Origin of the sequence: Pantoea phytobeneficialis, assembly GCF_009728735.1 — a bacterium.
GTDB lineage: Bacteria > Pseudomonadota > Gammaproteobacteria > Enterobacterales > Enterobacteriaceae > Pantoea > Pantoea phytobeneficialis.
The window spans coordinates 2964926-2978589 of sequence record NZ_CP024636.1 but is presented as its reverse complement, the minus strand read 5'-3'; the positions used below and the strand labels follow the sequence as shown (position 1 = coordinate 2978589).

At 56.0% G+C, this 13664-nt stretch carries 14 protein-coding genes; 3 read left to right on the top strand and 11 right to left on the bottom strand.

Annotated features, from left to right (window positions below; translation table 11 throughout):
• Nucleotides 1–101: 101 nt before the first annotated feature.
• The gene (ndk, locus tag CTZ24_RS13840) at nucleotides 102–533 is read right to left on the bottom strand and encodes a nucleoside-diphosphate kinase (RefSeq protein WP_007884899.1); all 432 of its coding nucleotides are present in this window, start codon (nucleotides 531–533) and stop codon (nucleotides 102–104) included.
• Between the two features lie 258 nt (nucleotides 534–791).
• Between ndk and sseA the strand changes: the two genes are divergently transcribed.
• Complete coding sequence (sseA, locus tag CTZ24_RS13835) at nucleotides 792–1634, top strand: 3-mercaptopyruvate sulfurtransferase (RefSeq protein WP_208723815.1); 843 nt, start codon at nucleotides 792–794, stop codon at nucleotides 1632–1634.
• Nucleotides 1635–1714: 80 nt separating this feature from the next.
• Here the strand turns inward: sseA and sseB are convergent, their stop codons facing one another.
• From sseB to trmJ, 5 genes are all read right to left on the bottom strand, one after another.
• Nucleotides 1715–2482 (bottom strand): enhanced serine sensitivity protein SseB, encoded by a 768-nt coding sequence (gene sseB, locus CTZ24_RS13830; protein WP_208723814.1) that lies wholly within the window; start codon nucleotides 2480–2482, stop codon nucleotides 1715–1717.
• 106 nt (nucleotides 2483–2588) lie between these two features.
• The gene (gene pepB / locus CTZ24_RS13825; protein WP_208723813.1) at nucleotides 2589–3875 is read right to left on the bottom strand and encodes an aminopeptidase PepB; all 1287 of its coding nucleotides are present in this window, start codon (nucleotides 3873–3875) and stop codon (nucleotides 2589–2591) included.
• Between the two features lie 68 nt (nucleotides 3876–3943).
• Nucleotides 3944–5116, bottom strand: a complete 1173-nt coding sequence (locus CTZ24_RS13820) for an IscS subfamily cysteine desulfurase (RefSeq protein WP_208723812.1) — start codon at nucleotides 5114–5116, stop codon at nucleotides 3944–3946.
• Between the two features lie 89 nt (nucleotides 5117–5205).
• Nucleotides 5206–5703, bottom strand: a complete 498-nt coding sequence (iscR, locus tag CTZ24_RS13815) for a Fe-S cluster assembly transcriptional regulator IscR (protein WP_021184354.1) — start codon at nucleotides 5701–5703, stop codon at nucleotides 5206–5208.
• Between the two features lie 133 nt (nucleotides 5704–5836).
• Complete coding sequence (gene trmJ, locus CTZ24_RS13810; protein WP_208723811.1) at nucleotides 5837–6580, bottom strand: tRNA (cytosine(32)/uridine(32)-2'-O)-methyltransferase TrmJ; 744 nt, start codon at nucleotides 6578–6580, stop codon at nucleotides 5837–5839.
• A 118-nt stretch (nucleotides 6581–6698) separates the two neighbouring features.
• On the opposite strand from trmJ, the gene suhB reads away from it, so the two are divergent.
• The gene (gene suhB, locus CTZ24_RS13805) at nucleotides 6699–7502 is read left to right on the top strand and encodes an inositol-1-monophosphatase (protein WP_208723810.1); all 804 of its coding nucleotides are present in this window, start codon (nucleotides 6699–6701) and stop codon (nucleotides 7500–7502) included.
• 53 nt (nucleotides 7503–7555) lie between these two features.
• Here the strand turns inward: suhB and CTZ24_RS13800 are convergent, their stop codons facing one another.
• Entirely contained in the window at nucleotides 7556–8536 is a 981-nt protein-coding gene (locus CTZ24_RS13800; protein WP_208723809.1) for a nickel/cobalt transporter, read from the bottom strand.
• The gene (locus CTZ24_RS13795; RefSeq protein WP_208723808.1) at nucleotides 8527–9153 is read right to left on the bottom strand and encodes a DUF1007 family protein; all 627 of its coding nucleotides are present in this window, start codon (nucleotides 9151–9153) and stop codon (nucleotides 8527–8529) included. Before CTZ24_RS13795 ends, CTZ24_RS13800 begins: the two co-directional genes overlap by 10 nt.
• 157 nt (nucleotides 9154–9310) lie before the next feature.
• Between CTZ24_RS13795 and csiE the strand changes: the two genes are divergently transcribed.
• Nucleotides 9311–10579, top strand: a complete 1269-nt coding sequence (csiE, locus tag CTZ24_RS13790; RefSeq protein ID WP_021184358.1) for a stationary phase inducible protein CsiE — start codon at nucleotides 9311–9313, stop codon at nucleotides 10577–10579.
• On the opposite strand, the gene CTZ24_RS13785 is transcribed toward csiE, so the two are convergent.
• The 3 genes from CTZ24_RS13785 to CTZ24_RS13775 all read right to left on the bottom strand — a co-directional run bounded on the left by CTZ24_RS13785 (nucleotide 10576) and on the right by CTZ24_RS13775 (nucleotide 13657).
• Entirely contained in the window at nucleotides 10576–11712 is a 1137-nt protein-coding gene (locus CTZ24_RS13785; protein WP_021184359.1) for a 3-phenylpropionate MFS transporter, read from the bottom strand. The two genes, csiE and CTZ24_RS13785, sit on opposite strands and share 4 nt — an antisense overlap.
• A 101-nt stretch (nucleotides 11713–11813) precedes the next feature.
• Complete coding sequence (locus CTZ24_RS13780; RefSeq protein ID WP_208723807.1) at nucleotides 11814–12578, bottom strand: SDR family NAD(P)-dependent oxidoreductase; 765 nt, start codon at nucleotides 12576–12578, stop codon at nucleotides 11814–11816.
• Complete coding sequence (locus CTZ24_RS13775) at nucleotides 12578–13657, bottom strand: ketopantoate reductase family protein (protein WP_208723806.1); 1080 nt, start codon at nucleotides 13655–13657, stop codon at nucleotides 12578–12580. Before CTZ24_RS13775 ends, CTZ24_RS13780 begins: the two co-directional genes overlap by 1 nt.
• Nucleotides 13658–13664: the final 7 nt, after the last annotated feature.

The following is a 13664-nucleotide window of genomic DNA, read 5'->3' as shown; positions in this document are numbered from 1 at the left end:
CTGAGCAGGCTCAACAAGGGCGCATAATTGTACTACATCTGCGGCATGATGCCAGGGGAACAGATTTACACCGGGTTAAAAGGTGTAAACCTTACGCCACCTTAGCGAGTGCGCGGGCAGACTTCGTTTTCAGCGAAGAAGTACGCGATTTCACGCGCAGCGGATTCTGCTGAATCTGAACCGTGAGTGGCGTTCTCGGTGAAGCTGTCTGCGTAGTCAGCACGCAGAGTGCCTGCCAGCGCGTTGTCCGGGTTGGTTGCACCCATCAGATCACGGTGACGCTGAACAGCGTTTTCACCTTCCAGTACAGAAACCACAACCGGACCAGAGGTCATGAATTCAACCAAACCGTCGAAGAACGGACGGCCTTTGTGCTCCGCGTAGAAGCCTTCAGCCTGCTCTTTGGTCAGGTGCAGCATTTTAGCGCCAACGATTTTGAAGCCCGCGCTTTCAAAACGGTTGTAGATTGCACCAATCACGTTCTTGGCGACAGCGTTTGGTTTAACGATTGAGAAAGTACGTTCGATTGCCATGTTGACCTCTATATTTAGCATCCTGAAGAAACCGGGAACCCGCCCGGTAAGAAAACGGGGCGATTATAGGGACATCATCGGGCGTTGCCTATCGTCGATCAGAGGAATTATTGAAAATAATTGATTTTTGTCGGGGCAAGCCGACCAAAAATGTGCCATACCCGAATGACCATCCCCAACTTTCTCCTTACTAACCCTTGAGATAGCGTCCACATTCCCGGACACTGAGTCTTTCCCGATTGATGAGAAGAGGTTGCTATGACAGCTCCCCTGTTTGTGTCTGCTGACTGGTTAAAAGAACATTACACCGAGGAAACCCTACAGGTGCTGGATGCGCGCATGTTGCCACCCGGCCAGGAAGCGGTACGTGATATCCAGGCAGAGTATCTGGCCGGGCATCTGCCCAACGCCCCTTTCTTTAATATCGAAGCCCTGTCCGATCATACCAGCCCTTACCCACACATGATGCCGCGTGCCGAGGCCTTTGCCGTGGCGATGCGCGAACTGGGCGTCAGCCAGGATAAACATCTGGTGGTTTACGACGAAGGCAACCTGTTCTCCGCACCACGCGCCTGGTGGATGTTACGCGCCTTTGGCTGCGTTAATGTGTCGATCCTCGCGGGCGGCCTGGCCGGCTGGAAAGCGGCAGGTTACGCGCTGGCGACCGGCCCGGTAAGCTTATCTGAAGGGGAGTTTGAGGCGAAGTATGACAGCACCCAGGTGAAACGGTTGACCGATGTGTTGTTGATCAGCCATGAGGGTGGCGCACAGATTGTCGATGCTCGCGCCGCGAATCGCTTCAATGCTGAAGTCGACGAGCCGCGTCCCGGCCTGCTGCGTGGCCACATCCCCAACAGCCGTAACGTGCCGTGGAACAATCTGGTGGCGAATGGTGCACTGAAACCCGCCGCAGAACTGCGTACGGAATTTGAGAAGGCAGGCGTGAAGCTGGAACAACCGATCATCGCCAGCTGTGGCTCAGGCGTGACGGCGGTGGTGGTGATTCTGGCGCTGACATCGCTTGGCGTGCGGGATGTTACCCTGTACGACGGCTCCTGGGGTGAATGGGGAAGTCGCGACGACCTCCCAATCGAGAAATAATCATCGTAGCGGCGCGATTTATCGCGCGCGGTGCCAGAAAAATCCGCGCGATAAATCGCGCCGCTACAGAGAATTCAGTTTTAGATAATGCGCTGACTGCCTTTAAAATCGCGCAGGAAGCTGCCCCAGCGGCGCTCGTAAAAAGGCGTAATGTGGACGGTGAAGAAATGGCTGACGCCATGCTCGCCACTAACCACTTCACAGAGATCGATCGGCACATCGTCGGTGAGCGTATCTGTCGCCACGCTGCCCGCCGCCTGGATAATCGCGTCAATATCGCTATCCGCCTCGATGCCAATCAACAGATTTGGCGTCTCATCGGCCTGCTCACGAATGCTGGCAATATACGCGCGTCGTACCTGTTTATATTTGGCAAACAGCTGGGTAAGTGAGTCAACCATCTGCGCCGGTGGCTCAGCCACTTCGGAGAGCAGCAAGGCATGGCCGCCTTCCAGTACCGTTTGCTGGCTGAGCGCGCTGCCCTCTTCACCCAGTAGATGCGCAATTTCGCCCGGTGAAAATTCTTTCCCTGCCGGGAGTTTCGGGTTGAGGAACAAGGTTTCACCCAGCGTCATTTCAAACAAGGTGCGTACCGGCAGACGCAGGTAAGGTTGCTCATCTTTGATGGCTTCGCTCATCGCCTGTTCAGACGTGAAAAAGGGGATGACACTACCGCCGTCTTCCTTTTCCCAGTGCTGAAGATCGACCGGTGTGGTGGCGTCGAACTGCTGCGCACTGCTTTCACCCGGCACCCAGACATCGGCTTCAAGCAGCAACTGAAAGAACTCCGGGCGGTGCGCAGGCTCGGTGGCAGCCAGTTTCAGCACCTCTTCAAGACGGTTACTCATGGTTTGGTTTTTCCAAAAATACGTGTCTGCACTGCTCCGTAGCGGCGCGATTTATCGCGCGTCATTTTCAAACCCGCGCCGCTACGTAATGTGCCTTAACGGGACATTATTTCAGTAACAAGTTCGCGATGGTGCGAACCCCGAGGCCGGTTGCGCCTGCTGACCATTGATCAACCGCGCTTTTGCGGTAGGTCGCTGAGCAGTCGATATGCAGCCAGCCCTGTTGATATTGACTGACGAAGTGCGACAGAAACGCGGCCGCGCTGCTGGCACCGGCGGAGTGTGCCGGGCTGGCGATGTTATTGAGATCAGCAAAGTTTGACGGCAGATGGCTGCGGTGGAACTCCGCCAACGGCAGACGCCAGAAGGCTTCGTTTTCACTGGCCGCGCTACCCAGCAGCGATTGCGCCAACACGTCATCAAAAGTGAACAGCGCGTGGTAATCGTTACCGAGCGCAGTTTTGGCTGCACCGGTCAGGGTTGCTGCGTCAATCAACAGTTCCGGCTTCTGCTCGCTGGCGTCAATCAGGCCATCGGCCAGCACCAGACGCCCTTCCGCGTCGGTGTTCATCACTTCAACGGTTTTGCCGTTGCGGTAACGAATGATATCGCCAAGACGGAACGCATTGCCGCTGACCATGTTGTCGGCACAGCACAGGTACAGCTTCACGCGTTTATTCAGACCGCGCGAGATCGCCAGCGCCAGTGCGCCAGTAACCGTTGCTGCCCCGCCCATATCGGACTTCATCGAGTCCATAAAGCCGCTCTGCTTCAGGCTGTAACCACCGGTATCAAAGGTGATGCCTTTACCCACCAGGCAAGCATAAACCGGGGTATTTTCGTCACCGCCCGGATTGAAATCCAGCGCCAGCAGAACCGGTGCGCGGGTTGAGCCACGACCAACGGTATGAATGCCGAGATAACCTTGCTCGCGCAAATCCTCACCCTTGGTGATGCGATAGCTCACTGCGTCGCCGCCGACAGCAGAAATCAGATCAATCGCGCTGTGCGCCAGTTGCTCCGGGCTGAGATCTTCAGCAGGCAGGTTGATGGTGTTACGTACCCAATCCACGATCTTCAGGCGACGATCAAATTCGTTCTGATCCTGCTCGCTCAGGGTCGGCCATTCCACCTGACGTGATCCTTTCGGGCCACGGTAGCCCTGCCAGAACGCCCAGCATTTCTCCAGATCCCAGCTTTCGCCGCTTAAGGCGACATGGCGAATACCCTGACCATCGAGTTTGCGCGCCGCGCGTTGAATACTCAGCAGCACATCTGCGCCGGTGAGATGAATCGTCATGCCACTGTCATTGCTGCTCAGCAACGCTTTGTCACCCCAGCGCGCGTCGGCGGCTTGGGAGCTGAGCGTAATCGTCATCGGTTGTGTTGTCATCGCGAGGCTCCGTATGCGTGAGTTATCACCTTCCGCCAGACCGGCGGAAGGATGCTGTTAAACGATAATTAGCGAGAATTTGCCGCAGGCATCAGCGCCCGCAGACGGGTTACCGCTTTGTTGACCAGCTCAATGGCGTAATCAATTTCCTCTTCGGTGGTAAAGCGTCCTAGCGAAAAACGCAGTGAGCTGTGTGCCAGCTCCTGCTCAACGCCCATCGCGCGTAGCACATAAGAGGGTTCGAGGCTGGCCGAGGTACAGGCGGAACCGGAAGAGAGCGCCAGATCTTTCAGCGCCATAATCAACGATTCACCTTCAACGTGGGCAAAACTGATATTGAGGATATTTGGTGCGCCCTGCTCCAGCGATCCATTCAGCGTGACATCGCTCAGCGCGCTGATGCCCTGCCACAAGCGCTGACGCAGTGCCGCTAGTCGCGCAACTTCGCTGCTCATCTCTTCACGCGCAATGCGATAGGCTTCGCCCATGCCGACAATCTGGTGCACCGGCAATGTACCCGAACGCATGCCGCGCTCATGACCGCCGCCATGCATTTGCGCATCAATCTGCAAACGCGGTTTGCGACGAACCCAGAGCGCGCCGATACCTTTCGGGCCATAAATTTTGTGTGCCGAGAAGGACATCAAATCCACCGGCAGGACACTGACATCAATGGGCAACTTACCCACACTTTGCGTGGCGTCGACATGGAACAGGATGTCACGTTGGCGACACAAAGCGCCAAGCGCGGCGATATCCTGAATTACGCCGGTTTCATTATTTACATGCATCAACGAAACCAGCACCGTGTCGTCACGCAGCGCCGCAGCCAACATGTCGGGAGTCACGATGCCATCACGGCCGGGTTGCAAATAAGTGACCTCAAACCCTTCGCGCTCCAGTTGCTGACAACTGTCGAGCACCGCTTTGTGTTCGGTCTGACTGGTAATGACGTGTTTGCCGCGCGCCTGATGGCACTGTGCCGCACCTTTGATGGCGAGGTTATCAGCTTCAGTCGCGCCGGAAGTAAAAACGATTTCACGCGGATCGGCATTGACCAGCTCCGCAACCTGGTTGCGTGCCACATCAACGGCTTCTTCAGCCTGCCAGCCAAATCGGTGAGAACGGGAAGCGGGGTTACCGAACGTGCCATCCAGGGTGAGAAACTGCATCATTCTGGTGGCGACACGCGGATCCGCAGGCGTCGTTGCCGCGTAATCCAGGTAGATCGGTAATTTCATTGCGCTAAAGCTCCGTATAAAAAATCATACGACGTTATAGCATGATTCAGCCTTCCCTGCCTTAGCAGGAAAGGCCGAAAGAGAGCGGATTACGCACGCAGGTTAACGTTGATGGTTTCCTGCACGCGGTGAGTCTGGAAGCGACGATTGTCGATGGCGTTTTGACGGTCAGCAACATCCAGAATTTCCTGGTTGTTGACCAGTTCTGCCAGAGTGATGTTGTTGAGGAATTCGCTGATGCGTTCGCTCAGGTCACGCCACAGAACGTGAGTCAGGCAACGTTCACCGCCCTGGCAACCTTCTTTGCCCTGGCATTTGGTGGCATCAACGGATTCGTCAACGGCGGTAATCACCGCACCTACGGCAATCGCGCCAGCATCTTTACCTAACAGATAACCGCCGCCCGGACCACGGACACTGGCAACCAAACCGTGCTTACGCAGACGCGAGAATAACTGCTCCAGATAGGAGAGCGAAATGCCCTGACGCTCAGAAATGTCAGCCAGCGGCACCGGCCCCTCGTGCGAGTGCAGGGCAACGTCCAGCATAGCGGTAACGGCATAACGTCCTTTGGATGTCAGTCTCATAGCATACAACCTCGTAAGCGTCCGTCGGTTATCGGCGGGTATCTGATGAATGGCCGCTAGTCTGACATTCCTGAGTAAATTGGTCAACTATTTAACCAAGTAATTTGCTCAACTATTTAACCAAGCAATTTACTCAACTATTACCCTCACTACCTTTACGTTTTTCAAACGACGCCAGCATGCCACGCAGAATATTCAGCTCATCGCGTTCCGGGCGCGCGCGGGTGTACAAGCGACGCAGTTTGCTCATCACCTGACCGGGATTGCCTTCACGGATAAAGCCGCTGTTCAGCATCATCTGTTCCATATGCTGATAAAAACGCTCCAGATCATCGACCAGCGGATAAGGGGACTCTTCAAACTGTGGCTGCGGCGTAGCTTTTTCCTGCGCATCCAGCCAGGCCATACGCACCTCGTAAGCGATGATCTGTACCGCCATCGCGAGGTTCAGCGAACTGTATTCCGGGTTCGCCTGAATCGCGACGTGATAGTGGCACTTCTGCAACTCTTCATTGGTCAGGCCAACACGCTCACGGCCAAACACCAGCGCGACCGGTGCCTGCTGCCCCTCTTCGACACTTTTGATACCGCATTCACGCGAATCCAGCATCGGCCACGGCAAAGAACGCGAACGTGCGCTGGTGCCAACCACCAGGCTACAACCCGCAATCGCCTCATCGAGGGTGTCCACGATCTGCGCATTGCCGATCACATCGCTGGCACCTGCGGCGAGAGAGATGGCCTGAGAATCAGGTTTGACCAACGGGTTGACCAGATACAGATTGCTCAAACCCATGGTTTTCATGGCACGGGCTACCGAGCCCATGTTGCCGGTGTGGGAGGTTTCCACCAGTACAATTCGGATATTTTGCAGCATAATAGAAGCAGGTAAGAAAATGATGGCGCGATGCTAACATAAAACAGGACATTTACCGAATGCGCTGCTATACTCCGCGCCGTTTTCCCTGTTCTTTAACATCCAGCGAGAGATACCGATGCATCCGATGCTCAACATCGCCGTGCGCGCTGCGCGCAAGGCCGGAAATTTAATTGCAAAGAATTATGAAACCCCGGACGCTGTCGAAGCCAGCCAGAAAGGCAGCAACGACTTCGTTACTAATGTTGACCGTGACGCAGAACGTCTGATTGTCGAAGTGATTCGCAAGTCATACCCGCAACACACCATCATCACCGAAGAAAGCGGTGAGCTGACGGGTGACGATCAGGACATTCAATGGGTAATCGATCCGCTGGATGGCACCACCAACTTTATCAAACGCCTCCCTCACTTCTCCGTTTCTATCGCTGTGCGCATTAAAGGTCGCACCGAAGTTGCGGTGGTTTACGATCCAATGCGTAATGAACTGTTCACCGCTGTACGCGGTCAGGGCACTCAGTTGAACGGCTACCGTCTGCGCGGCAGCACCGCTCGCGATCTGGATGGCACCATTCTGGCGACCGGCTTCCCGTTCAAACTGAAGCAGCACTCTCAGTCTTATATCAATGTGGTGGGCAAACTGTTTACCCAGTGTGCTGACTTCCGTCGTACCGGTTCTGCGGCACTGGACCTGGCTTACGTGGCTGCGGGTCGTGTAGATGGCTATTTCGAAATTGGTCTGAAACCGTGGGATTTCGCTGCCGGTGAACTGCTGGTACGCGAAGCGGGCGGCCTGGTAACTGACTTTACTGGCGGTCATGGCTACCTGATGTCAGGTAACATCGTTGCCGGTAATCCGCGTGTGGTGAAAGCGCTGCTGTCCACCATGCGTGACGAACTGAGCGAAGCGTTGAAGCGTTAATTGCTTTTCCCGTAACGGCGCGATTTATTGCGCCGTTACGTTATGGTCGATGGTTAAAATGGCCGCAGGCCGCTGCTCATCATCGGCTGGGCGCTTTGCCACAGTAACGCCCCCGCGACCAGTAAGACCACGCTGCCGACTAACGCCAGCAATGGCATCAACACTTTCACCCCTTGCGCTGTCGCACTGGCACTGCCCAGTTTCTCCGCCAGTTTACGCGAACGCTGCACCAACAATCCCATCGCCGATACGGTCACCGCCGTGCCCATCGCCATCGCAATCGCCGAGGCCACTCCCCAGAGATACACATCAATCACTTTGGCAAACAGCAACATCATAATGGCCCCCGAGCAAGGACGTAGCCCCATCGAGAACACCACCAGCGCCTGCGTTTTGCCGCTAACGGCTTGTTCCATCTGTGCTGCACTCGGCAAGTGAGCATGGCCACAGCCGCAGTTGTCATCATGCTGATGGTGAGGGCGGATAGCATGGATCTGCATTTTCGGCACCGGTTTTAACGCCGCCCGCAAGGCGCGGATCGCACGCCATCCAACCCAAATTCCCAATGCCATCACCAGCAGGTAACTGCCCTTCTCCAGCCAGTAGCTACCCAGATGCAGGGTGCGCGATGAGGTTTGTAGCACCACCAGCATCACCGTCACCAGACCGATCGCCACGCCCCCCTGCAACAATGCCGCCAGCAACGTCAGCCTCATACTGGTTTTCAGGCGCGCCGGATGGGTCGCGAGGAAGGTACTGATCACCACTTTACCGTGACCGGGGCCCAGGGCATGCAGCACACCATAAGCCAGACTAAACAGCATCAGGGTCACCCCCGCCTGGTGGGGTTGCTCCGCCACCTGTTGTAGCAGTTGCGTCATCTCGCGATTTAAGACTTTTTGCCACAGCACGCTTTGTAGCAGGATTTGCGGCCAGAATTGCCACACCATGCCAGCCGCCAGCAGCAGCACCAACGCCAGCAACCATAGCGGCCATAAACGGCGGGACCCGGAAGGCAGGGAAATTAATGACATGTCAGCGTTACCGTCTGCGCGAACTGCTGCCCCAGATCCATATCCTCTGGCGGCGCATCGGCTTTATCCAGCGACAACGCGTATTGTTTCAGCGAGTCATCCGGTTTTGGTGTGTGTAAATCCAGCTGGCAGCGCGATTTCAGCGCGTCCGGCAGAGTGAGCGCCAGAGCGTTGTCGTAATACATATCGACAAAGTAGCTCGGATCAAAGGTGAGAATGCGGTACTGCGTGTTACTCAGAGATTGCGGTTCGCCCAGAGGCAAAATGAACTCCAGCACCGCTTTGTTACCGTTGCGCGATAGCTGGTACTCCTTTGGCAGATTGAGGAATTTCACCCGATTTTTCCCCTGCCACACTTCGGTGAAATAGTGCTGACCCAACACATTGGCCATCACCTGCGCCGCCAGTTTTTTCCACACCACGCTGCCCGGCTCGGCTTTACCGGCATCGTACAGCAGATCGGCAGAGGTGATCTCGTCCATGGTCCAGACCATTTTGAAGCCGGTAAGATGGTCATTGTCGGTCAGAAGCTCGGTTTTCATATCAATAAAACTGTGTGGATGTGACCAGGCCATGTGACTGACCAACAGCATCAGGGTAAAAAGCGCAATTTTCATAACGTTATAAAGTAACAATTAAAAGGTTCAGATTCCAGTGGTCCAGAAAAACTGTGACCCGCTTTAAAGCTCTGAATAAAAGTCACGACAAAGTGCAGGGTTACCGCGCGGAGTTGGCTATTCTTAGCTCAAAAATGACCTACTGGAATGACTATTGATGAGTTCTGCAACCTCCTCTGCACCACTCTTCAGCCGTTCCCAACGTCGCTGCCATCTGCTACTGCTGCTGTTTCTGCCCGCTCCCGCGCTGACGCTTGAAAAGCTCTGCCAGTTAAATGGCGTGGACCCTGTTGTCGCCCGACAGGATATCGCGGATGTCAGTGACGAGATACAGCGTTATCATCAACTGGAACTACACCAGATGGTCGATGGTAGCTTTCGCGTACATGGAACGGAGTTGGACAGGCGTTTATGCCTGCTCCATTGGTTGCGACGCGCTCTGCGCCTGTCGCAGGATTTTGTTTGTGAACACTTCGCCCCGGTGCTGCGTCAACGCCTTAAGGTGCTCAAAATCGAAAAAGCGCTGTGGGATGAAACCAACTTACAGGCGCTGATCCAGCATTGTAGCCTGCGACTCAACCGGAACTTTAGTCAGCGCGATCGGTTATTTCTGCAAATCTACATGAAGTATGCCCTGTGCCAGCGGCAGATGGCGCTGTTCAACGATGCGCAGCGTGCCTGGCTGGCCGAAAAGGCAGAGCGCGAGGCCGCCGATGATGTGATTCATCACTGGCAAAAACGTTGCCACCTCGCGCCCGATGCCAGCGAGGCCGACTTCTGGACGCTACTGTTTAGCCTGATTCACGCGCCGGATGGCACGCAGTTGCAGCATCCGCAGGCGCAAATCCTGATGCAGGCCGTGGAAGCGTTAATCATCCGCTTTGAAAAACTGGCGCTGACGCAAATCAGTAATCAGGAAGAGTTGAAGCAGCAACTGTTTACCCATCTGGCGCAAGCGCTGGACCGCAGCCATTTTGCCATCGGTATTGATAACAGCGTGGCGCTGGATGTCGCCCGGCTCTATCCACGCTTGCTGCGCACCACCCGCGCCGCGCTCGATGACTTTGCGGCGCAATTTGCCACGCGTTTCAGTGCGGAAGAAGTGAGCCTGGTGGCGGTGTTGTTCGGTGCCTGGTTGATGCAGGAGAGCGCCTTGCAGGAGAAACAGGTGCTGCTGCTGACTGGCGAGGATGCCAGCCTGGAGCAACTGCTGGAACAGCAAATCCGTGAGCTGACGCTGCTGCCAATTAACATCACCTATCAGGATATGCTGCAATTCAGGCAGGAAGGTGCGCCGCGTGATATTGCGCTGGTGATTACCCCTTATGCGACCTCGCTGCCGCTGTTTTCACCGCCATTGATTCACGCCGAGCTGCCGCTGAGCGAACATCAGCAGCAGCGTATTCGCCAGTTACTCGAGTCTTAAGCAGAACGGGGGCGCAGGAACAAGGCAGGCAACGCCACCAGCGCCATCACCCAAAACAGATGCCCCTGCAAAGGGGTAAACAGCACGCCACAAATCATGGTCATCACCGCAATGCCGCCGCCCATCGCCAGCGCCGAATACAGCGACTGTAAACGGATCACCTCTGCGCCCTTACGCGCCGCAATAAAGCGCATCGCCGCCAGATGGCAAACGGTGAAGCTGCCGCAGTGCAGAATCTGCGCCACAATCAGCAGTGGCAATGCGGTGCTGGCCCCAAGTAACGTCCAGCGTACCAGCGCACACACGCAGGAAAGCAGCAGCAGGTCGCGCGCCGTCCAGCGGCGAAATAGCCGGTTGCTGAGGGCAAAGACCACAATTTCCGCCACCACTCCGAGTGACCAGAGATACCCCACGGTGCTGGCTGAATAGCCAGACTCCTGCCACCAGATAGCACTGAAGCTGTAATAAGCGGCGTGTGCGCCCTGCATCAGGGTGACACACAACATAAAGCGCCAGACGGCATTTTCCCGCAGCAGGTTACGCCAGGCAGACCAGCCACCACTCGCCCCCTGGCGTGCATCGCCCTGCGGTTGCGTTTTGGGTGGCAACATCATGCCGGACAGCATCGCCAGCACCCCGACCGAGAGCAGCACCAGAATCGCCTGCGAGGAGTACTCACTGACCAGCATTCCGGTCAACGCCGAGCTAATCACAAACGCCAGCGATCCCCATAAACGCACCGGCCCATAGGCGAGGCCAATTTGCTGTGTCCAGGTGGCGGCCAGCGCATCACTCAGTGGCACCAGCGGAGAAAAAAACAGGTTAAAGCCAATCATCACCAACAGCAGCCATAGCCACTGGCCACCGAGCCAAAATCCCAGCGCGAACAGGCAGGTCATCAGCGCCAGCAGGCGTAGCGCGCGAATCAAATGGGAAGGGGTTTTCACCTGAGAAGCAATTAACAAGCTGCCGACAAAACGTGCCACCATGCCGCAACCAATCATCAGACCGATTTTTTCCGCATCCAATCCTAAACCTTTGAGCCATACGCTCCAGAAAGGTAAGTAGATGCCGTAACAGAAAAAGTAGGTGAAGTAGCTCAGTCCAAGCCACTTAGCCGATCCGATGGTCATACAAACTCCGCAGGGTAATTATTAACGTTATTATTTTGCGCGGTACTTTGTCAGAGCCGTGGGAAAAAGGAAATAATGAGTTTTAGTTTTTATGTAATGAACTATCGGCCACCATCGACGCTGAGAACTTGCCCGGTGACCCAGTTAGCCCAGTCGGAGGCGAAATACAGCACCGCATGGGCAATATCCTCGGCCACGCCGAGTCGTCGCAGGGCAATATTGTCCACCAGCCGCTGCTGGCCCGCGCTGCCCATTGCCTCCCACTGCTTCTCGGTGGAGGGATTGCTGCGAATAAATCCGGGTGCCACGTTATTGACGGTGATGTTCCACGGCCCCAACTCGTGCGCCAACTGACGTGTCAGGCCAATCTGTCCCGCCTTGGCACTGGCATAGGCCTGGATACCGGTAAGGCTGACGTCCAGCCCGGCCCGGCTGGAGATATTGATGATGCGACCAAATTGCCGCGCCTTCATCCCCGCCACTGCCGCCTGGGACATTAAAAACACCCCATTCAGATTCACATCAACTATCGCCTGCCACTGTGTGAAGGTGACGGTTTCGAGCGGTTGACCTGATTGCCCCACCACCCCGCCCGCGTTGTTGACCAGCGTATCGACCTGAAGCCGGTGCGACGCCAGCGTGCAAAACAGCGCGTTAACTGCCTCGGGTGAGCTGATGTCGACGGTAAACGCCAGCGTCCCCTCGCCGCATAACGCTGCCGTCTCCTCAACCTGCGCCTGCTGGATGTCACAGGCGATGACCTGTGCCCCGCGTGCGGCGAAGGCCAGACAAATCGCGCGGCCAAATCCCTGCGCGGCGCCGGTCACCAGCACCGTGCGCCGGGAATAATCAAAAGGGTCTTGCATCAGGATGCTCCCGTTTCGTTACTTTCCAGCAAGGCCAGGGTTGCCTGAGTTTGCGGCAGCATCCCCTGCTCCACTTCGTGAATCAGTTGCACCAGACGCGAGGTTAATGGCATCGGTACATTAACGCTCAGACCAATCGCGATAGCCGGAGCGATCTGCGCGTCAATCTCGGTCTGGCGTTTGCGCACCGCCAAATCACGCCAGATACCTGAGTGAGATTTCGCTGAACGGCGGTTATGCGCCACCATATCGTCAAAGGATTGTCGGGTGTGGTCAGGGCTGGCATCAGGCAGAAACGCCGCAGGATCAAAGCCATCAAACCCTTGCAAAACGATTTGCTGCGCATGGGCCACGCTGCCGATTTCCTGTGCCAGCCGTGTCAACACGGGTCGGAAACGTGGCATCGCAAGGACATCGGCAATGCTGTCATTGGTTAATGCCGTGGCGAACAACAGCGCACCGTAGATCATCTTCGCCCACAGAAATCCCCAAATGTTTGGTGTGAGGATCGCCGCAGCGTCCACGTTCAGCAGCAGCCTGTAGAGCATTTCAGTCCGTGGGCGGGTGATGCCGTCTAACTCACCAATTACCACTGCGCCGCGACCACCGTGGTGGATCACGCCGGGTTCCAGGAAGTCTGCGCCAAAATTCAGGAAAGCGCCGACGGTACGATCAACGCCGATGCTATCGGCGATAACCCGCTCGTTGAGGCCGTTTTGTAGCGATACCACAAAACCTTCGGGCGCGAGGTGCGGTGCAATTTGTTGGATAGCGCCAGCGGTATGGTGAGATTTTACCGCCAGCAGCACGCAGCGATAGTGACCGGTAAGTTGCTCAGGCAAAAATGCCTGCGCCCGCACCACTTTTTCACCGAGGGGACCGGTAATGCGCATCCCCTGAAGATTAATCGCGGCAACATGCTCTGCCACATTATCGACAAAAATCACCGTCTGACCGGCAGCGATAAACGCAGCACCGATCACGCCACCAATCGCCCCCGCCCCCCAAATAACCAGAGGATCCTGGGATTGCGGTACTGCGGGGGAAATTGCGGTTTCTGGCTGAGTGACAACTGACATCCGTACC